General features: G+C 41.9%; 16 protein-coding genes and 3 tRNA genes. 9 read left to right on the forward strand and 10 right to left on the reverse strand.

Going from position 1 to position 20,335, the window contains the following annotated elements:
* The first annotated feature begins 12 nt into the window (after positions 1–12).
* Positions 13–678 carry a trimeric intracellular cation channel family protein gene (locus tag ACS8FC_RS03460; RefSeq protein ID WP_439260487.1) on the forward strand — a complete coding sequence of 222 codons (666 nt, stop codon included), beginning with the start codon at positions 13–15 and terminating at the stop codon, positions 676–678.
* 30 nt (positions 679–708) lie between these two features.
* Here ACS8FC_RS03460 and recJ read toward each other — a convergent pair whose 3' ends face one another.
* Positions 709–2,532 (reverse strand): single-stranded-DNA-specific exonuclease RecJ, encoded by a 1,824-nt coding sequence (recJ, locus tag ACS8FC_RS03465; protein ID WP_439260486.1) that lies wholly within the window; start codon positions 2,530–2,532, stop codon positions 709–711.
* A 292-nt stretch (positions 2,533–2,824) separates the two neighbouring features.
* Between recJ and ACS8FC_RS03470 the strand changes: the two genes are divergently transcribed.
* Together ACS8FC_RS03470 and ACS8FC_RS03475 are read left to right on the forward strand one after the other, a co-directional pair.
* Positions 2,825–3,340 (forward strand): hypothetical protein, encoded by a 516-nt coding sequence (locus ACS8FC_RS03470; protein ID WP_439260485.1) that lies wholly within the window; start codon positions 2,825–2,827, stop codon positions 3,338–3,340.
* 188 nt (positions 3,341–3,528) lie between these two features.
* Positions 3,529–3,915, forward strand: a complete 387-nt coding sequence (locus tag ACS8FC_RS03475) for a hypothetical protein (protein ID WP_439260484.1) — start codon at positions 3,529–3,531, stop codon at positions 3,913–3,915.
* Between the two features lie 130 nt (positions 3,916–4,045).
* On the opposite strand, the gene ACS8FC_RS03480 is transcribed toward ACS8FC_RS03475, so the two are convergent.
* The 4 genes from ACS8FC_RS03480 to uvrB form a co-directional block, all read right to left on the reverse strand.
* Positions 4,046–4,426, reverse strand: coding sequence for a hypothetical protein (locus ACS8FC_RS03480; RefSeq protein WP_439260482.1), 381 nt, complete (start codon positions 4,424–4,426; stop codon positions 4,046–4,048).
* A gap of 335 nt (positions 4,427–4,761) precedes the next feature.
* Complete coding sequence (locus ACS8FC_RS03485) at positions 4,762–5,814, reverse strand: pyridoxal phosphate-dependent aminotransferase (RefSeq protein WP_439295883.1); 1,053 nt, start codon at positions 5,812–5,814, stop codon at positions 4,762–4,764.
* Between the two features lie 280 nt (positions 5,815–6,094).
* Complete coding sequence (locus ACS8FC_RS03490) at positions 6,095–7,147, reverse strand: pyridoxal phosphate-dependent aminotransferase (RefSeq protein WP_439260478.1); 1,053 nt, start codon at positions 7,145–7,147, stop codon at positions 6,095–6,097.
* A gap of 244 nt (positions 7,148–7,391) precedes the next feature.
* Entirely contained in the window at positions 7,392–9,503 is a 2,112-nt protein-coding gene (gene uvrB / locus ACS8FC_RS03495) for an excinuclease ABC subunit UvrB (protein WP_299216926.1), read from the reverse strand.
* Between the two features lie 542 nt (positions 9,504–10,045).
* Here uvrB and dps point away from each other — a divergent pair.
* Complete coding sequence (dps, locus tag ACS8FC_RS03500) at positions 10,046–10,528, forward strand: DNA starvation/stationary phase protection protein Dps (protein ID WP_439260476.1); 483 nt, start codon at positions 10,046–10,048, stop codon at positions 10,526–10,528.
* 161 nt (positions 10,529–10,689) lie between these two features.
* Here the strand turns inward: dps and ACS8FC_RS03505 are convergent, their stop codons facing one another.
* Together ACS8FC_RS03505 and ACS8FC_RS03510 are read right to left on the reverse strand one after the other, a co-directional pair.
* A complete protein-coding gene (locus tag ACS8FC_RS03505; RefSeq protein ID WP_439295884.1) occupies positions 10,690–11,754 on the reverse strand; it encodes a cation diffusion facilitator family transporter in 1,065 nt (354 codons plus the stop codon).
* A 155-nt stretch (positions 11,755–11,909) separates the two neighbouring features.
* A complete protein-coding gene (locus ACS8FC_RS03510) occupies positions 11,910–12,464 on the reverse strand; it encodes an acyl-CoA thioesterase (protein WP_439295885.1) in 555 nt (184 codons plus the stop codon).
* A gap of 336 nt (positions 12,465–12,800) precedes the next feature.
* On the opposite strand from ACS8FC_RS03510, the gene ACS8FC_RS03515 reads away from it, so the two are divergent.
* From ACS8FC_RS03515 to ACS8FC_RS03535, 5 genes are all read left to right on the forward strand, one after another.
* A complete protein-coding gene (locus ACS8FC_RS03515; RefSeq protein ID WP_439295886.1) occupies positions 12,801–14,003 on the forward strand; it encodes a pyridoxal phosphate-dependent aminotransferase in 1,203 nt (400 codons plus the stop codon).
* Between the two features lie 248 nt (positions 14,004–14,251).
* A tRNA-Asn gene (locus ACS8FC_RS03520) sits at positions 14,252–14,327 on the forward strand.
* Positions 14,328–14,664: 337 nt separating this feature from the next.
* A tRNA-Asn gene (locus ACS8FC_RS03525) sits at positions 14,665–14,740 on the forward strand.
* Between the two features lie 237 nt (positions 14,741–14,977).
* The gene (locus ACS8FC_RS03530) at positions 14,978–15,307 is read left to right on the forward strand and encodes a CopG family transcriptional regulator (RefSeq protein ID WP_299216955.1); all 330 of its coding nucleotides are present in this window, start codon (positions 14,978–14,980) and stop codon (positions 15,305–15,307) included.
* Positions 15,308–15,800: 493 nt separating this feature from the next.
* Entirely contained in the window at positions 15,801–16,616 is an 816-nt protein-coding gene (locus ACS8FC_RS03535; RefSeq protein ID WP_439260473.1) for a hypothetical protein, read from the forward strand.
* Positions 16,617–16,724: 108 nt separating this feature from the next.
* Here the strand turns inward: ACS8FC_RS03535 and ACS8FC_RS03540 are convergent.
* From ACS8FC_RS03540 to ACS8FC_RS03550, 3 genes are all read right to left on the reverse strand, one after another.
* Positions 16,725–16,815, reverse strand: a tRNA-Ser gene (locus ACS8FC_RS03540).
* 74 nt (positions 16,816–16,889) lie between these two features.
* Positions 16,890–18,083 (reverse strand): type I glyceraldehyde-3-phosphate dehydrogenase, encoded by a 1,194-nt coding sequence (locus ACS8FC_RS03545; protein WP_439295887.1) that lies wholly within the window; start codon positions 18,081–18,083, stop codon positions 16,890–16,892.
* A 53-nt stretch (positions 18,084–18,136) separates the two neighbouring features.
* Entirely contained in the window at positions 18,137–20,074 is a 1,938-nt protein-coding gene (locus ACS8FC_RS03550; RefSeq protein WP_439295888.1) for an AAA family ATPase, read from the reverse strand.
* Between the last annotated feature and the right edge of the window lie 261 nt (positions 20,075–20,335).

The following is a 20,335-nucleotide window of genomic DNA, read 5'->3' on the forward strand; positions in this document are numbered from 1 at the left end:
TGAGATTTTCTCATGTTAACGATAGCATTGGACCCTACGGAACTGATTACCACTTTTGACCCACGCTCTTTGATATATCTGTTTGATATGATCGGCATTATTGCTTGTAGTATTTCTGGTACGATACTGGCCAAACATAAAAACTTCGATGTATTTGGCTGTTTACTGGTATCGATAGTGACGGCAATTGGCGGTGGTACGGTACGTGATGTGATTTTGGATCGTCATCCGTTATTTTGGATGGTGGATATGAGTTACCTTACGGTTATCACTATCTCTTCATTAGCGATGCAAATATTTTTCCATCCCAATTCAAAACGGGTCGATAAGTTTTTAAAACTCTCTGATACGATTGGTTTATCAGCGTTTACTTTAATCGGTATCAAGGTTGCCGATAGTATGGGAACCAATGTCCCCGTGGCGTTGTTACTGGGCGTCATTACAATCATTGTCGGCGGTATCATTCGCGATATGATCTGTAATGAGATTCCGTTAGTGCTCCAGCAAGAGATTTATATTACTGCTGCATTGACGGGCGGTATTCTCTACTTTGCGTTGCAGAATCTAGGCGTAGCTGATTGGGCTGCTGATATCTCTGCTATGACAACTATCTTTACCTTGAGGATGCTTGCCATTCGCTATGACTGGCAGTTTCCGACCCTCGAATGGAAGTATTAAAGATATGCAATGACAAGCTTATTCAATACCCTAGCCTGCTTCTACCGTCTCTTTTACAAGTGCCAAATCTCTCACCATAAGCTGCAAGCTTTGTTTGCCATTCCATTCATTAATATCTAGCTGAAATAACAAATGCACTTTTTCGGCGCGATAGTCCCAAGCGCTGCTATCAAAGTTAAAATAAATCGCCTCAATCGGATATTGCACTTCAGGATAACGCAACGACAGTTTAAGGTGCTTGTCTTTTAAGATTTTGAAGCTTAACACTTCAAATACACCATCAAATATCGGCGGTACAAACCCGTGACCCCAAATACTGGCATGTGCTAAATGCTCTGCGAACCATAAACTAAAATCGCCTGCCTGTAATGGCCCATCGGTGAATTTTTGCTCGGCGAATACTGTATTGTCCACCTCTGCCATGACTTCATTGAACGCCGTCACAAAACCATCAAAGTTGCTACGTTTGATAGTCAAACCTGCCGCCATCGCATGACCACCAAAATGACTGATTAAATTAGGATAGCGCTCCGCTACTTGCTCAATGGCATCACGAATATGTACGCCAGCAATTGAACGCGCTGAGCCTTTGATCGCATCATCATCTCCAGTACGCTCTGTATCCGCTGGTGCGAAAACGATACTGGGCAAATAATGACTTTCTTTTAAACGTCCAGCAACGATACCGATGACGCCTTGATGCCAATCGTCTTGATATAAAATAATACTACGCTTGCTAGAGCGGCTAGATTTGTTGTTAATAGGGCTACCAGAGTGAATAACTTGATTGTTATCTTTATCGTTGTCTGTATCAGCCGTCAATGCCTGCACAATGCCATCAGCTTGCGCGCGCATCTCGCCTTCTACCTGACGTCGCGTACGATTTAGCTGTTCAAGTTCTTGCGCTAGGCGCTGGGCAGTGCCCCAATCCTCAGTCAATAAACATTCAATACCGATACGCATATTGTCCATACGCCCAGCGGCATTAATACGCGGACCCAAAACAAAACCGAAATCTTGTGCATGTAATTGTTTAGGGTCACGACCCGCTTGCTCAAGCAGGGCTAAGATACCTATACAGCAGCGCCCTTGACGAATGGCATTTAGCCCATGATGTACCAAGATACGGTTATTCTTATCAAGCACGCCAACATCGGCGATCGTACCAAGTGCCACTAAATCTAAATATTGACTGACTTGGATGGTAGATTTGTCAGCTTCACGCCGTAGTTTTGCCAAACGTCCAAGTACATAAAACGCCACGCCGACCCCTACCAATGCTTTGCTGCTAAAATCACAATCGAGTTGATTAGGATTCACTACGGCCTCAGCAGGCGGTGTCTCTTTGGTCGTAAGGTGATGGTCGGTAATAATGACGATAATGCCCTCAGCCTGCGCACGGGCAACCCCTTCATGACTTGAGATACCATTGTCAACAGTAACTATCATATCGGGCTTATAAGTCTCAATACCCAGCTCGACAATCTCAGGTGTCAATCCATAACCATATTTGAAGCGATCTGGTACTAAGAAATCAACGACCGCGCCCATCTTGGTGAGCGCACGCATCATCAGCGCAGTACTGGTCGCGCCATCACAATCAAAGTCGCCAACGATAAGAATACGCTGACCTTCATCAATGGCGATATCTAATAAACGCACCGCTTCGGTAACGCCGTGCAACCTCTCAGCTGGTAGTAGTCCAGACAAACCCGTTTCAAGCTCATCAAGCGCAGTAATACCGCGCCCTGCATACAAACGTGCAAGCGTAAGCGATTGAGTAGCAAGGGGTTGCAAGGCAGAGGGCAGCTCGTCGATGCGAGTGCTGGTATAACGAGGGGTCAAATTTAGCATAGCCGTATTCTACTGGCTTTCACAAAGGGTCACAACGGGAATTTATAACGATTGAGTACATAATAAATAATTATAGCAATTTATACGCTTTAACTTGCCCATGCTCTTTAATGATTTTAACCCAAATTTATATTTCAGAATTTACGTTTTTACAAAAACTGTGCATAGTAAGTGTGTTTTTCTGCATTTTGATACAAAGCAATGATTGTAAGCTGACTATAAATCCATAAAATGGTAACCATCTGAGATATTTGTTATCTGTTAAACTTTTCATTTTTTATAAGGAAGCTTTATGAAAACCACTCCAGCAGCTGAAAAACTACCAAATACCATCGATCCAAACTTAGACTTAGAACAAGTCAAAAAAGAATGTAAAAAATTGGTCAAAAAGCGTGCCAAATACTCTGCTGGTGTAGCGGTCGTCCCTGTGCCATTTTTTGATGTTGCAGTTGATGCTGGTATGCTTACCCAGTTGTTACCTGAAATTAGCGAACGCTTTGGTCTGATTGAAGGACGTGAGTCAGCGGTAGATTTAGATTCACGGGCAATCCATTGGAGCGCTTTAAAAGATCGTACTGTTGATTTTGCAGGACTTATGGCAACGCGCGGTATTGTCAAAAAGACCGTACAAGGCTTCGGTGGTCGTATTGCGGCGAAACAAGTCACTAAGTTCATTCCACTTGGCGGTCAGATGGTAGCAGCTACGATGGGCTACATGATTTTCAAAAAAATTGCGACTGACCATATCAACGAATGCTACAAGCTGGCAAAAGATATTCAGAATAAACAACACGGTAAAAATGTTTAAAACCATTAGAGACTGTTGAATACTCAACTCACTGTAATGATGAAATAAAACCAGTTAAGATACTTTATCTTAGCTGGTTTTTTAGTTCTTAATCAGCCAAAATATATCGTTAGGCTTTATTAGTGATTCATAAATGCAGTCTAACGTGCCTCAATTTAGACCCTACTAAACACCTTGAAGGAACAATCATGAAAAAAACCCTAGCCTCAACTGCGCTTCTTGCTTCACTGACCTTGGCTGGATGTACAACAACAGGGACCAATACCAATGCAAACACTGCAATAGGTACCGCCAATGAAATCGGTATGAACGTGTTTAAAGCCGCTATTGACAACCAATGCCGTAGTCAAATTGAAAATCAAAGTGCTTGGCGTATTGCAAGCGCAGCTATGACTGAAACACAAGAAGAAGCGGTAAAAAGTAAGGTTTGTGGCTGCGTCAGTGAGCAAGCTCCGCAGCAAGTTACTATCGTTGAGTTAGGTAATGCTGCCATTGATCCTGCGTACCGAACACAGCTGGTCACACGTGTGGTTGCCAAATCGTTGCAGTCTTGCTACGCAAGCTTCACTCAATAAGTGTTCCATTCATTTAAGCAAAAAACCCAATGTGTTCTATCAATAAGCACATTGGGTGTTGGCAATGACTAGCGTTTAACCTCTCTAGCATCTGATACTTCTAACGTCTATTCTGTTTAGCTTTTACTGTCTAGTATTTATCAGCATCTGTAATTACCCCGTCATTACCTAAAGAAGCACCCATAGGCAAGACCCTAGACGGACGGAAATATTTAGAATGGCTGCTGATAATGTCGTTTACGCCATCGACTAAATCTTCAATCACATCATCATAAATACCATGATGCAGCTCAGTTTCAAACGCAGTAAAGGGATGCTTTCGCGCTGCGGCCCGCACATCTGTAATGCCTTCTTTGGTATAAAACATATTTACAGAGCCATCACTGTTCAACACGCAATTGAGCTCACCATTATCAATAGCCATGTCAATACGTTCAGGCGTAAAGATGTAATCTTCTACATCGAGCAGCTGTTTTTCTACTTCTTTTTTGAAGATGTCTTTAATATCCATCTGTCAAATACTCCTTTGTGTCTATTGTCAGTAAAACGGTCATAATCATAAATACAATCATGACCCAAACCGTGTCTTATTTTTTATATTATAAGATGTCTACTTTGTTTTTAAGACAAAAAATGTAATTGTGCGTTTGCAGTTGGTAATGGTGAAAGGCAGTCGTTAGCCTTGATATTAAAGTAGGTTTACAAATGTTAGCTTATAGAAGTCAGATGAGTTTAGTCAGTATATCTATCAAATAACAACTACATAAAAAAGGCGAGCTGCAAACCATGCAACTCACCTTTTTAAGTATTAATTTTAGTGCTAATTAATCTCTTTTACATCGTCAACTAAATCCAACCTTTCTCACGAAACGACTTTAATACCTCAATGAACACCGCCATCTCATCAGGTGTGCCAAGTGTTAGGCGGCTAAAACCTTCAATTGGTGGAAACTCGCGTCCGACCACAATGCCATGCTCTCGCATTCTGTCCATGTAGACTTTTACATTGCCTTTAACTTCATGAAAAATAAAGTTGGCTTGTGAAGGCAAATGATGCAGACCCAGCTCATCTAACGTCGCCTCAACCATTTCACGTGATTGATTAGTAATGCGTAAGCTGCGCGCCAAGAACTCTTCGTCATCTAGGGTCGCAATGACGGCCACTGCACCTGATAAATTGGTGTTATCTATGGACATAAAAGCTTCGATAGCAGCGGTCGTTTGCGGATTGGCAATGGCATAGCCCATGCGCATACCTGCCAGCGCACATAGTTTTGAGAAAGTACGAACGACGATCAGATTAGCTGATAGCTCTTGCTTTACCCACTCAACCCCACTCTCAAAACTTGGGTCGGTAATGTACTCTGAATAAGCTTGATCCAGTAAAAAATAGTGATTCGCTGGGGCATCTTTTATCCAGGCTTTTAGCTTGTCCGTTACAGTGATAGTTGCCGTTGGATTATTAGGATTGCAAAGATAAAACAAGCTGATGCCATCGAATTCATTAGCTGCTTTTTGCAGGTTGTCAAAATCTAAATCGTAATTGTTAGGCGTTAGTGGTACTTTTACGACAGACTCGCCGATAGAGAGTGCATACAATTCTGCATAAGCAAAAGTAGGATCAGGCACGATGACTTGAAATTGCTTGCCTGCTTTTAAAGCTTTGGTTTGTAGCATTTGCACGACGGCTCGGATATTTTCGCTGGAGCCGTTGCCTAGTGAGACCTGGCTTTCTGTTACGCCGTTGACCTCAGCAATTTTATTAATAAGAGCTGCGCGCTGATCGTCTGGATAACGAAACCCGATATCAAAAGATTCTAAGATAGCTTGTTTGGCAGAGTCTGCCATGCCAAGTGAGTTTTCGTTAGAGTTTAACTCTAGTAAGTTATAAGTATGCACAATGGATAATAGACCTGATTTGAAGGTGGGTGATGGGGTGAATGGGTGTCATATTAAGTGGCATTACATCTGATTACAAGGTTTCTTCCTATTGATTTATTTTAAAAAAATTGAGTGCTACTGGAAGCAATTTTACCTAGCTTCTAGAGTAACTAATATGGTCAAAAGAGCATTTTTTAGTTTTGAACACGCCATAAAAAAGGTGAGACGCAACTTATGCACCTCACCTTTTTCAATATTGATTGGTCCTGTTAAACGCACTAATCTTTTAAACCATTAATCACACCCAGCCCTTTTCACGAAATGACTTTAGTACTTTAATAAATACTGTCATCTCATCAGGTGTGCCAAGTGTTAAGCGGTTGAACCCTGTCACAGGAGGAAACTCGCGACCTACTTTGATGCCACTATCACGCATCCTATTGATATATGTGCGCAAATCTCCTTTGATTTCATGAAAAATAAAGTTGGTCTGTGAAGGTAAATAGCGAAGTCCAAGCTCGTCTAATGCTGCTTCAACCATCTGACGGGATTGTTTAGTTGTGCGTGAACTTAGCTTCAAAAAATCTATATCATCTAAGGTCGTAAGAGCAGCGACCGCACCTGACAAGTTGGTGTTATCCATAGACATAAACGCTTCAACAGCAGCGATAGCCTGCGGGTTAGAAATCGCGTAGCCCACTCGCATACCGGCTAAAGCATATAACTTTGAAAAAGTATGAATGACAATAAGGTTATCTGACAATCCTTGTTTTACCCACTCAAATCCACTTTCAAAGGTTGGGTCTGTCACGTATTCTAAGTACGCTTGATCCAATAAAAAGTAATGGTTGTCTGGTGCGTTACTTATCCAAGTTTTAAGCTTGGCCGTTGAGGTAATAGTCCCTGTCGGATTATTAGGATTACAAAGATAAAGTAAACTAATTCCATCAAACTCATCAGCAGCTTTTTGCAGATTCTGTAAGTCTAAATCATAATTTTCGGCCGTTAAAGGTATCTTGACTACCAAGGCGCCAATAGAATCTGCGTACATCTCAGCACAATCAAACGTTGGCACAGGAATTACCATTTGGAACTCTTTGCCCTCTTTAAATGCTTTGTGTTGCAGCATTTGAATGGTAGCTCGCATATTTTCAGTCGAGCCATTACCTAACGAGACTTGGTTTTCTGCCACATTATGCATAGTGGCAATTTTGTTAATGAGTGCAGCACGTGGATTGTCTGGATAACGAAAACCTGCACTTAAAGACTCCGTAACGGCCTGTTTGGCAGAATCCGACATGCCGAGCGAGTTTTCATTCGCGTTTAACTCCAAAAATTTATTATTATGCATAGGAACGATACGCCTAAATATCAGTGGAAGATAAAATCAAATTTGATGATTGATATCATATTAAGTGGCATTTGGTATGATTACAAGTTTTCTAGACCCCAAACATTAGTTATTAGTTATATTTCACAAAAATCTTTCTACTTTCAAGCATTTAGCAGCCAATAAAAAAGGATAAATTGCAAAGATGCAACTTATCCTTTAACCGCTAAATAAGACGGATACTCACTACGGTTTAAATAAACTATTAGATTAAATGCGCTTTTAACTCTAATACCTTATCCCTTGTTTTCGCTGCATCCTCAAACTTCAAATCACGAGAAAACTGCTTCATAAGCTTCTCAAGACGATTGATTTCTTTAGCCAGCAGATCAGGACTGCGCAAAATACTGATATCGACATCAGGCAGATGACTCTTAATTGGAATCACTTGATTGTCATTGGCATCCAAGCTTTCGCCCGTGTCAATCTTGTCCGTGATACTACGGCGCGCGCCTTTTGGTGTGATGTTGTGCTCAAGGTTAAAAGCAATTTGCTTATCACGACGACGATCCGTTTCGTCTATCGCCGCTTGCATACTGGGCGTAATACGATCAGCATAGAGGATGGCTTTACCATTTAAATGGCGCGCTGCACGACCAATAGTCTGAATGAGGGAGCGTTCAGAGCGCAAAAAGCCTTCTTTATCGGCGTCAAATATCGCAACCAACGACACCTCTGGCATATCCAAACCTTCACGCAATAAGTTAATACCGACCAACACATCGTGTACGCCAGTACGCAGCTCGTGAATAATTTGCATCCGTTCAACCGTATCAATGTCCGAATGCAGATAGGCAACTTTGACATCATACTCTTTAAGGTAGCTGGTCAGATCTTCTGACATACGCTTGGTCAACGTCGTAATCAGTACGCGTTCATCTTTTTCGCGGCGTTTGATAATCTCCGATAACACATCATCGACTTGCGTGAGCACGGGACGAATTTCAATCTCTGGATCAATCAAACCCGTTGGGCGCACCACTTGCTCAACCACTTGTTCGCTGTGCTCAAGCTCATATAACGCAGGCGTGGCACTCACATAAATGGTTTTGGGCTTGATACGCTCCCATTCTTCAAACTTCATCGGACGATTATTCATCGCACTTGGCAGACGAAAACCATAATTGACCAAGTTTTCTTTACGCGATCTATCGCCTTTATACATCGCGCCAATTTGCGAAACGGTCACATGCGATTCATCGAGGAACAATAACGCATCCTCTGGAATATAATCAAATAAAGTCGGCGGCGCCTCTCCTGAGGGGCGACCGGAGAGGTGCTGCGAGTAGTTTTCGATACCATTACAGTAGCCAAGCTGCTGAATCATCTCAAGATCATACTGGGTGCGTTCTTTGAGACGCTGAGCTTCAATCAACTTATTATTATCACGGAAATACTCTAAACGCGGCTCAAGCTCCTCGCGAATGGTATGACTGGCTGCTTCTAATTTATTACGAGGGGTTACGTAATGAGATTTTGGATAAATAGTGATGCGCGGTACGCTACGTACGGTTTTACCTGTCAAGGGATCAAACCATGTGATTTTTTCGACTTCATTGTCAAACAGATGCACACGCACAGCCAACTGCTCAGATTCAGCAGGATAAATATCTAATAGCTCACCGCGCAATCGATAAGTACCACGTCCAAAGTCTAATTCATTGCGTGTATATTGCATCTCGACCAGACGCTTAATGGTTGCAGTACGGTCTATCTTGTCTCCAACCACGACATGTAACAGCATCTTTAGATAGCTTTCTGGATCGCCCAAACCGTAAATACACGATACTGAAGCCACAATAATAGCATCACGGCGCTCAAGTAGCGCACGTGTCGCTGATAGACGCATCTGATCAATATGATCATTAATGGCGCTGTCTTTTTCGATAAAGGTATCGCTCGCTGCAACGTAAGCTTCAGGCTGATAATAGTCGTAGTAGCTGACAAAGTACTCAACCGCGTTATTAGGGAAAAACGCTTTGAACTCACCGTATAGCTGGGCAGCCAAGGTTTTGTTGTGTGCCATGATAATGGTTGGACGTTGGCATTCGGAGATGACCTTAGCCATGGTATAAGTCTTACCAGAACCGGTCACCCCAAGTAGCAACTGCTCATCCATACCCTTATCGATACCCTTGACCAGTTTTTCAATCGCTTGCGGCTGATCACCCGCTGGCTCAAAATCGGTGACCATCTCAAAGGCGCGACTTGATATTTGCGTCCCAGACGCATTGACACCAACGATTTCAGCTTCGCCTTGGAGCTGAGTGGCCAATTGGTTTAACTGACGCGACGAGCGCGGTTCAGGCATTCGCATAATGGCTTTCTTCCTCGTTAAGTTTAAAATAATATGGGGGTTAAACTGCTCTTTTTAAAGGATAATAGTAAGTTTTATCCTTAGTTATAGATAGCAGGTGTACTAACATTATGATTGAGCAAACTGTTAAAAATGGGCCTCGAAGTATCAACTTTCGACAGACTCATATTCGTTAATAGTAGATAGAGAAAATTTGAGCTGATAATGCTAGTCACAGTACCTTTAATTACGACCAAATTTACAAAGCTTTTCACGATTAACAAAGTCATTACACGACCACTTAATAAAGCATAACGCTTGAGGGTTCAATCATTCATGTAAACTGCTATCATCGTTTATGAATTGACTGGTAACACTCAAGCGAAGCGTTAGTCATTATCTTATTAATAGATTGTCACAAATCAATCGTCACAATCTTAGAATTATTTTTAGATAAAACACAAAGGCTAACGTGAGACAGCTGTTTAAGAAAATATTAATAAAGAACAATTCGTCTTAAAATTTTAAACTCAGCAAAATAAATTTAAATAATGGAGTAAAATATGAGAGAACGTTACGCAAGCGGTATTACTGATGATACAGCGAAAAAAATGGTAGATTTGCTAAACTCTAATTTAGCCAATTTGATCGACTTGAGCATGGATAGCAAACAGTGCCATTGGAATCTACAAGGTACTGGCTTTATCGGTGTGCATCAATTGTTAGATGACACCTACGAGCGTTTAACAGAAGCATATGACACTGTAGCCGAACGTATTGTTATTTTAGGTGGTAAAGCGAACGGTATCTCAAAACGTGTCGTTGAAGACTCTGTACTAGAGACTTACCCTACTGATATCACTGAAGTTGATCAGCATGTTCGTGAGTTGACCAATCGTTATAAGAAGATTGCAGAAGAGCTGCGCAAAGCCATTGATACTGCTGGAGAAGCTGGTGACGAAGATACAGCGGACTTATTTACTGAAGTCAGTCGTATTATCGATAAAGATGCTTGGTTCATCGGTGCTAACGCACCAAAAAAATAATATTTAGCATATAAGTATTATCTTAAAGTTAAAAGGGTCACTTTAAATAAGTGACCCCTTTTTTTATATCTACCTACTGAGCGTCAGAGATTCATTAATTCGTCATTCGTTGTGAGGCATTAGGAATGCGTTGTCACTCGTTATGAAAGTTATCAGAAATATCAAACAGCCTCACTATTCTCTAAATTCAAAACTTCAGCGTCAGGTACTGATAAGGTTAAAATAGCCTCTTGGAACAGTGGATTGGCTCGGAATTGATTTTCGATAGTTTCAAACTTACGAGCGAGAGATTCTTCGCGTTGATTGCCTGCAATATCTACTGCTGCCACCATAAATATTTTTTTGGGACCGACCCATTCCAAATGTAAATACGACACGCTATCGACATCTGGATGTTCAAGTAGTTTGCCTAGCACATAACGATGCATTTTATCAGAGACTTTATGGCCTACTAAAAAGTCACGGTTACGACTGATTAAAAATATGGCGACTGCGCCCAAAAGCAAACCAACAATGATAGAGCCAAGCGCATCCCAAAATGGCTGACCAGTATAGGCATGCATACCCATCGCAGCAGCAGCGACAACCAAACCGATCACAGCTGCCAAGTCTTCAAAAAACACGCCGCGTAGCGTTGGGTTCGACGTATCAACGACATAACCAATCGCACTTACATCAATTGCTTCACCATGTTTTTTACTTTGTAGATAAGCCTGTACTAATGAAAACCCCTCAAGTACAAAAGCGATCGCCAATATAATAAAACCAATGGTATAGTTGGTCTCACTCTCCGCTGCATTCCACTCAGTGATACCTGTATAAATAGATACAATAGAGCCTGCCATAAAGACACCAAAAGCGGCAATCATCGACCAGACATACGACTCTTTACCATAGCCCAAAGGATGACTTCTATCAGCAGGTTTCACTGCTTTTTTTTCAGCGACAATCAATAGTGTCCCATTGCCCGCATCTGCCCAAGAATGCGCTGATTCCGCTATCATCGATGCAGAACCAGTCATAAATGCCGCCAACGTCTTCGCAATAGCGATAATAAGATTTGCCCCAACTGCGATTAGTACTGTCGTCAGCGAACTTGAAGACTTATGCTCGGATGCAGAAGTATTATCATCAGACTTCCCAACACCGCGTGTGCGCGTACTTACTATGTTGGGATCATCAGTAGGATGGGATTGTAGGTTGGTATTGGGCGGCTCTAAACTCATACTAAACTCAATAAAACGATACGTGATAAGGCATGTGCACTTTATAGGAGCCATGCTGTTTATGGTAGGTAACAGCTTAGCTTAAAATAGGGCCTTGAAAATATCAGTAGCTTTTTAGTGAGTCATGTCAAAGGGCTTTGAGCTGAGGTATAGGCTTATTTAGGTTTACTGTTAGTCGTATTTTCTGGACTTTCAATCATGTTGTTAATATCGCAACTAGGACGTTGTGAGCTATCCATCCGCAAATTTTTACGCGCCAAACCTGCATCAAAGCGACACTGTTGCATAGAGTTTTTAATGTCAAGCGGTGGAACTGGATTGGGTTTGCCATTGTCATCGATAGCAACCATTGTGAAATAGCAGCTATTGGTATGCCGGATAGTACGTGCGCGCACATCCTCTGCCTCAACACGAATGCCTATCTCCATTGAGGTGGTACCCACATAGTTAACGCTTGCAGCAAAAGTGACCAGCTCACCCACATAAATGGGCTCACGGAACATCACTTGGTCAACAGAGAGCGTCACTACATAACTACCGCTATAACGGCTGGCGCAAGCATAAGCAACTTGGTCAAGCATTTTTAGCAGATCGCCACCATGCACATTACCAATGAAATTGGCCATATCAGGTGTCATCAGTACTGACATGTACAGCTCATGATTTAGAGGCGCTTTTTTGGCTGTTGACGAAGTGTTTAGTTGTGGCATAATCTTCCCGTTTCGCTATGAGCAGTTAAAAGTAGTATAGGTGATTTGCATTAGTGTAACGCAAACCACCTGTTTTGTGACAGCCCTTACCCTCATAACAATGTTTAACTTAATAACATTTATCACATGGAGCCAAATCAGTCTCCCATCCCCTATTAACCATTGAGACAGCACAATATCAGCATGCTACAATGCTAAAAGCAAGGTTATAAGAGCTTATATAAAGGGTAGTATATTCTTTATTTAACATGCTTTTATCTTGTATTGATAATAATTACAACACCATACAACTAGTCTCGATCAACCAGTTTCCCTCCCAGTTAAAAAGGATCTCCCATGAGTGAATTGCAATTGTCTGACCGTGTCAATAGCATCAAACCATCACCGACTCTAGCGATTACCAATAAAGCCAAAGAGCTAAAAGCGGCTGGCAAAGACATCATTGGCCTTGGCGCTGGCGAACCTGATTTTGATACGCCAGAGCACATCAAAAAAGCGGCCATTGATGCAATCAATGACGGTTTTACCAAATACACCGCTGTCGATGGGACACCAGAACTCAAAAAAGCCATCATCGAGAAGTTCAAGCGCGATAACGACATCAGCTATGAGCCAAATGAAATCCTAGTGTCAGTCGGTGGTAAGCAGTCTTTTTTCAACCTTGCTCAAGCCTTTATCAATCCAGGTGATGAAGTCATCATTCCAGCGCCATACTGGGTCAGTTATCCTGACATGGTTATCATCGCAGGCGGTAAACCTGTCATCGTCGAATGCCCAGCGTCGCAAGATTTTAAAATCACAGCTGAGCAGTTAGAAGCCGCCATCACGGACAAAACCAAACTATTGGTATTAAATAGCCCATCAAATCCAACAGGCATGATTTATACTTTGGATGAGCTAAAAGCCATTGCGGAAGTATTGAAGAAGCATCCACACGTCTATGTGGCCTCAGATGATATGTATGAGCACATTCGCTGGACGGGTGATAAGTTCTACAATATCTTAAACGCTGCACCTGAGCTAAAAGACCGCGCAATTATTTTAAACGGCGTCTCAAAAGCCTATGCGATGACAGGCTGGCGTATCGGCTATGCAGGTGGCCCTGCCAAACTCATCGGCGCAATGAAAAAAGTTCAGTCACAATCAACCTCGTGCCCCGCTTCTATCAGCCAAGTCGCCGCCGAAGCTGCTATTAGCGGTGACCAGAGCGTACTTGCGCCAATGGTAGAAGCTTTTGAGAAACGTTGTGATTTGGTCGTCAATGGTCTAAATGCTATTAAGGGCATTACTTGCCTGCGTCCTGACGGCGCCTTTTATGTCTATCCTGAAATCAAACCACTTATTAAAGCCGCTGGTCTGTCATCATGTACTGAGTTTTCAGCATGGTTATTAGATAAGGTTGGCGTAGCTGTCGTACCAGGTGACGCCTTTGGCCTTGGCGGCTATATGCGCATCTCTTACGCAACGGACGAAGCGACGCTAAAAGATGCCTTATCACGCATCGAAAAAGCAGTGGCTGATTTAGACGTTACTGAATAAATTGCAATGAACAGCTGGTTCCACTATTGCTTCTACAAAAAAAGCCGCTTATATACTCTATAGAGTGGCTTTTTCATGGTATTTTTTGATAAAAACCCTCTATCACATCATTAAAATGATAATTTTTACTAATTATGCAAAAAAAGGCTTGACGTATTTTTTATTTTTGCTAGAATACGCCCCACTTAGCAAGAACTCGTTAGAGGATTTCTAAGCTTGTTGTAAGTCATTACATACTTACAGCCTATTCTCCAATAGCTCAGTTGGTAGAGCAACGGACTGTTAATCCGTGTGTCCCTGGTTCGAGCCCAGGTTGGAGAGCCACATTTTAGTAGTAAAATCTTGAATTGTTTGTAATTCAATTATGGCATTTGCCAAAACCCTCATCGATTTGATGAGGGTTTTTTTATGAGTGTTCTATCTATAATACTAGGTCTTATGTTTATCATTGACTAAAACAGCTTATCAGAACTGTCAAATACGTCGTACAGTACCTCTTAAATCTCATTAAAAAAGAAATTATAATAAATAACCATGATTAATGATTTATTTGGTTGACAGTCTACAGCTACTTGGCTAAAATGTGCCCCACATAACGCAAACGAGCTTAGTGCTTGCTATGTTAGACACGTACAGTAGGTTTGCCGTTATCACAGCTTATTCTCCAATAGCTCAGTTGGTAGAGCAACGGACTGTTAATCCGTGTGTCCCTGGTTCGAGCCCAGGTTGGAGAGCCATATAATGAAAACCTTCATCAATATTAGATGAAGGTTTTTTTATGGTTGCTATTTTTACTACTGTAGTGTTTTTTGCAGTGGTTTTGTTGTATGGTAAGTAGTATTGATAACTGTTTGTTTATGACAGCTATCTAAAATGTTTATAAGTAACGACTTCAAGCACTTATTGCAAATGAATAGCTACTATCATTCTCGTTGAAGTTCTTTGTTTTTAGTCACTAAAAGTAATGGTTTATTATGATACCTGTACGCATAAAAAATAAGTTCTCTGATCATCCGCAAAAAATCATGCGCCCAGTCAGCATTCGTCTTTCTGAAGAGATGATTGAGCTACTAGAGGCAACCTCATCAGAGCTTGGGTTCAAACGTATTCAAGGGCTAATCCGCTTGTATATTCGCCAAGGTCTTGACCGTGATCATCAAGATTATACTTTAGCGCATGATGAAGTTTTCATCGAGACTCTGCGTAAGCGTGGTGTCAGCCAACGTATCATCGATGAAGCGATCGTGGTTACGCACAATAATAGTATCACGCATCCGTTGACGGAATTACAAAACGACGACTAGCACTGAGGTTTTTATCGAGCTGATCGTTGTTATTGATAGTTTAAGATAACCCTAAAAAAGCCAGTCGCTAAGTGTATTTTAGTCACTTAGCGACCGACTTTTTTACTTAAAGTATTCTACTTACTTTATTCTCCACCACTGTCTTTACCATTCACTTTGCCATCCCACTTTGCGATATTTTGCCTCTTATTTCCCCTCATTGTCGCCTTCTTTTTTATTATATAAGTCACTAGTATTAAGCATAATTTAACACAATAGCTAATGATGGCTCCTAATACTATTTACCGAAGTAAGGTATATTCTAATTGACGTCGATTATAGAGTTGATTAAAAAAATATAGTCAGTCCTAAGTAAAAGCTGTACAAAGATTAAAAAACACTGTTGAAATTATTTTTTTGCTTGCTATGCACACGCAGCTCGTTGCTGTATATAACTTATTTTAGTGGCTTTTGTTTATTTTATAGTGGATCGATTATAACAAGGAGGTAGATCATGGTAAGGCCTTTAAAGAAGCGCATGATAGCGAGTACACTCATTTTATTCCGTAGCTTTGACTTCCTGCCCATACCTTATAATAAGCACTTTTATCAGCGCTTAGGTACCGCTATGTTGCTTGTTTTGTCACTAGTGGCAGCGGGTTTATTGAGTGGCTGCTCACAGCCGCCAACTGACCCGAGTAAGCAAACCATACCGACGAACTCTGATCATTGGCAAAAAAAGCTAGGCGCTACTTTTGAGCAATTGCCTGAGAGTGATAGACAGCTTCTTAGCCGCTATATGCTACGGATGAAGCTTAGCGATGCTTACGAGTCTGGCGCCATGCCGCGTATAACGATTAAGCAAGCACTAGTACAGCAACGTGAATATGAGCGCCTGCACCCTAACAACCCGACTGGCAAAAAAAGCCCTGTTACGGTCAATCAGCAGATAGATGCTATGAATACGTTGACTTACCCTCTCGCCTTGTTACCTGTAAAAAGTAGTGATAGTGACAGCCTAAATCAGGTAAAGCTGCAGTTTATGCTATCCAATCATGGCTCGGTGCCTATTGAAAGCTTTAAGGGGACTTTGCTGATGAAAAATGCAAAACTGACAGAAGGTAAAAAATTCAATGTTCCGCTTACGCAGTTTAAACCAGCTGTTGAGCCTGAGCAGTCAGGTAAAATCGTCATTGAAAGTAGTATTGAGGATGTGAATGTCATGCGTGCGATTAGGAACGCACAAGATGTTACGATAGAGATTAGTGAGGGTGTTCTACTTTTAACTGATGGTCAGCAGATTGAGTTTAAGGAGGCTCCTCTGGAGTAAACAGCGCTATAGTCAGCACTAAACAAAAGAAGTACAAAGGTTATAACTATATAAAAAATAACCATAAAAAAAGGCCCCAATCAATTAATGATTGGGGCCTTTTAAATTTGGCGGAGACGGAGAGATTCGAACTCTCGAAGGGCTATGAACCCTTGCCGGTTTTCAAGACCGGTGCATTCAACCGCTCTGCCACGTCTCCATTGGTGCATCATTATATAGATATCGTTTCATATTGCAAGCGCATATCTAAAATAAATTAAATTATTTTACTTCTTATTGTTTTTTAGTGAATGTCTGCTTGCTAGAAGCCAGGTGCAAACACATATCAAGTAGCCTATTGGCATAGCCCCACTCGTTATCGTACCACGCAAAAACCTTGTATTGATCATCCACTTGCATGAGTTGCTGCCCATCGATAATAAGTGATTCTGTCTGATGGATGAAGTCACTTGAGACCAATGGTTCATCAGTATAGGCCATAATATCTAGCAAATGCGCTTGACTGGCGGACTTGAGTACTTCGCGTATGGCATCGATACTGATGCCCGATGCGTTAAATACAAACGTTACATCGATTGCTGCGACATTAATGGTGGGCACACGAATAGAATGTCCATTAATCTTGCCCATCATCGCTGGCAACACGCGTTCTGAGGCGGCAATACTACTAGATGTTGTAGGAATGATATTATGACCAGACGCTCGCGCGCGTCTTGGGTCACGATGTGCTTGATCAAGGACCGTTTGATCAGCTGTGACAGCATGAATCTCAGTCATCATTGCGGACTTGACACCAAAGGCCTTATCGAGCGTATCAATCAGTGGCACTAGCGCTTGCGTGGTACAAGAGACACCTGAGACAATCGGTAGCTCACGCGTCAGTAGCTCAGTATTAACACCCATTACGATACAAGCGTCAACATCGTCAAAGGGTGCAGCACCGATGATAACTTGTTGCGCACCTGCTTCAATATGTAGATTGGCTTGAGCATAAGAGCGAAAATGTCCTGTACATTCCAATACCACATCGATACCAAGAGTGTCCCAAGGCAGCGTTTTTGGATCATGCCTTGATAATAGACGAATACAATAGGTTAGATTGTTTTTTGTTAGGCACAGCTGGATGTCACTTTTTGCAGTAGCAGATGGTTTTTGTTCCTTATCAGTGATGCCGTCCTGAACAATTTCGGCACTGACCCCCAGTCTGCTCAAACGCCCATGCGTGCTATCAAATTTCAATAAATGCAACAAAGTCTCAGCTGGGGCCAAATCGTTAATAGCCACCACATGAATGGCGCGTCCAAGTACCTCAAAGCGCTCTAGCAACGCACGTAATACGTTACGACCTATACGTCCAAAGCCATTGATGGCGACTCTCAATGGCTGTGTGTGCTCGCCAGCAGCATGAGTCGTCGCTCTTATAGATTTAGAGTTTAGGTGGTAAGTGGTATTAGAGAATTCAGGCATAAAAAAGTATCGCTATAAAGGTAGGAGATGATGTAGGAGCGAAAATAGTAAGTCTATGGTGTAATAAAAATTAGCGCCAATCTAATGGTATTATAATCAATACTTTGCTTAAGACTCTCGTAAATAGGCTTAATTTTTACACTGCCATTATCGTTAAAATCATTAGGATTGTTGGCCACTTTGATTGCCACATAAGCATTACCTACTGCCATCATTGTATCGTCATCAGGACGTAGATGATCACAAGAAAGACTTGGGTCTTGACGTTTTAGATCACTAATATGGCGCATAATCGTTGACTGCGCAAGCTCACGTGTCTGAGCAATATCAGCGATGGACAAGCTTTCCTCTAACAATAGTCGCGTTGCAAGCAAGGTGCTCTCTGACTTATCTGAGACTTGATTGCCCAACTTTAGCTTCTTATCTTGCTGCACTTGCTGTTTTTCGCGGCGTTTTTTTTGTAGGCTTGTATAGGCATCAATCACAGACTGGCTCAGCGTACCGCCCGACTTTAAAACAAACTTATCATGCGCCTGCTTCATGCTTTTTTCATCAAGCATCGCATAGTTGGCATCGGCTTCCTCAGATAGTACCAAAAACCGCTTGTCGGCGCCACGCGCTAACGGATCAAGCTGTAAACTCATATCATTCATACCTAGCAGTTGTAGCCCTGCCAGCGATTTTAATCGTGACAAAGCTACATAGCCTTGCCCAAGCTCAAAGGTACGCGACAAGTCAATCTCAGCAGCATCTAATGTCATTCCTTGTGACTTATGAATGGTAATCGCCCACGCCAGACAGAGCGGCACTTGATGGTAGCTTGCTAGTACATCTCCCGTTTCATCTTCGATGATCCATTCTTCAGGCTCAGCGATGACCTCACGACCAGAATTGAGTCTCACCACGGGCATTTTTTGCATGATAGTTTTTTTATTTTTTGATTGCTCGGTATCTGTATCTTTTTTCTTACTGTTTTTGGTTTTTTCTTTAGCAGTCTTAGTTTCATTATCGCTATTGGTTTCATCGTCTTCAATCAGCGTATCATTATGGTCTTTACTGTCGTCAACTTTGACAGCGGCAAAGCCTATTAGCTCACCCATCGTACCATTAGAGACGCCAAGTTCAGTATTGTTTTTAATAAACATCACCTTAGCGCCAACTTTGAGAATCAGCTCATCTTGAGTACGTACGGTTTTTTTTAGGGTCTCAACCAACTTGTTATCGCCCGTAGAGGTAGCTTCAAAGCGCATCATATCGCCATCTAACGCTGCTAGTTCTTTGTCGTTGATTTTATTGACGTTAAGATTATGCGTATAGAGACGAGTGCGCTTAATATCGACGTTTTGATCAAAGGTGGCCTCGAGCGCAGCAATTGCTTCAAAAGTGACTTCTTGCCGACGAATTTGGTTCAAAATGTCATCCAAATCAAGACCGCCATTAGCCACCTCGCTCACTTGTCGATGCTGCTCTGATAGATAGCAAATATGAAACTTAGCATCAAGCCAAGCCTCCGACATAAAAGCAAACTTCTCACGATTGCTCTCGCCCTTACTTCCAATCGGTGGGAGCTGAAAAAAATCTCCAGCGACGACGACCTGAATACCACCAAATGCCTTGTCGTTTTTGCGCACATATTTGAGGACCTGACTGACCAAATTGAGCTGCTTGGCATGGAGCATGGATATCTCATCTATGATTAGCACCGCTGTATCTTTTAATCTATCTGCCAAAAACTGCTTGCGCGATAAATTGGTTAAATCACGATCCGTCAGCTCATCCTTAATACCGATACCCGACCAACTATGGATAGTCGTGCCGTTCATATGCGTTGCTGCAATGCCTGTACTTGCCGTAACTGCTACTGGTACGCGGCGTGCACGCAGATAATTGATATATTGGTTGAGCGTATAAGTCTTACCTGAACCTGCTGAGCCTGTCAAAAAGACATTTTGACCTGTTTTTAAAATATCAAGAGCAGAAGATTGACGCATATATTCAAACCAATTAAGTTAACAATGAGAAAAAAGTATAAGAAATAAAGTCACCGATTGTATACGTATAATTGAGGCAACTTAAAAAAACAAGAAAGTAAATGCGGCTGCATATAAAAAGTACACTGCGCACACTGGACAAGATTGAAGCCCATACAATGGATAAGTGCTTTGAAGACAACCGCTTAAATTACTTGGCAACGATTATAACAGTTACGCCAGTTTTGCGAACCACTTTAATCTTCAGCGCTTATATAACGT

The sequence above is a fragment of the Psychrobacter sp. 1Y4 genome, from assembly GCF_051847555.1.

What these genes read in the sequence shown, in the direction of transcription:
- ACS8FC_RS03460 (WP_439260487.1), top strand. Translation starts at nt 13, where the DNA reads ATGTTAACGATAGCATTGGACCCTACGGAACTGATTACCACTTTTGAC.
- recJ (WP_439260486.1), bottom strand. Translation starts at nt 2,532, where the DNA reads ATGCTAAATTTGACCCCTCGTTATACCAGCACTCGCATCGACGAGCTG.
- ACS8FC_RS03470 (WP_439260485.1), top strand. Translation starts at nt 2,825, where the DNA reads ATGAAAACCACTCCAGCAGCTGAAAAACTACCAAATACCATCGATCCA.
- ACS8FC_RS03475 (WP_439260484.1), top strand. Translation starts at nt 3,529, where the DNA reads ATGAAAAAAACCCTAGCCTCAACTGCGCTTCTTGCTTCACTGACCTTG.
- ACS8FC_RS03480 (WP_439260482.1), bottom strand. Translation starts at nt 4,426, where the DNA reads ATGGATATTAAAGACATCTTCAAAAAAGAAGTAGAAAAACAGCTGCTC.
- ACS8FC_RS03490 (WP_439260478.1), bottom strand. Translation starts at nt 7,147, where the DNA reads ATGCATAATAATAAATTTTTGGAGTTAAACGCGAATGAAAACTCGCTC.
- uvrB (WP_299216926.1), bottom strand. Translation starts at nt 9,503, where the DNA reads ATGCGAATGCCTGAACCGCGCTCGTCGCGTCAGTTAAACCAATTGGCC.
- dps (WP_439260476.1), top strand. Translation starts at nt 10,046, where the DNA reads ATGAGAGAACGTTACGCAAGCGGTATTACTGATGATACAGCGAAAAAA.
- ACS8FC_RS03505 (WP_439295884.1), bottom strand. Translation starts at nt 11,754, where the DNA reads ATGAGTTTAGAGCCGCCCAATACCAACCTACAATCCCATCCTACTGAT.
- ACS8FC_RS03510 (WP_439295885.1), bottom strand. Translation starts at nt 12,464, where the DNA reads ATGCCACAACTAAACACTTCGTCAACAGCCAAAAAAGCGCCTCTAAAT.
- ACS8FC_RS03515 (WP_439295886.1), top strand. Translation starts at nt 12,801, where the DNA reads ATGAGTGAATTGCAATTGTCTGACCGTGTCAATAGCATCAAACCATCA.
- ACS8FC_RS03530 (WP_299216955.1), top strand. Translation starts at nt 14,978, where the DNA reads ATGATACCTGTACGCATAAAAAATAAGTTCTCTGATCATCCGCAAAAA.
- ACS8FC_RS03535 (WP_439260473.1), top strand. Translation starts at nt 15,801, where the DNA reads ATGGTAAGGCCTTTAAAGAAGCGCATGATAGCGAGTACACTCATTTTA.
- ACS8FC_RS03545 (WP_439295887.1), bottom strand. Translation starts at nt 18,083, where the DNA reads ATGCCTGAATTCTCTAATACCACTTACCACCTAAACTCTAAATCTATA.
- ACS8FC_RS03550 (WP_439295888.1), bottom strand. Translation starts at nt 20,074, where the DNA reads ATGCGTCAATCTTCTGCTCTTGATATTTTAAAAACAGGTCAAAATGTC.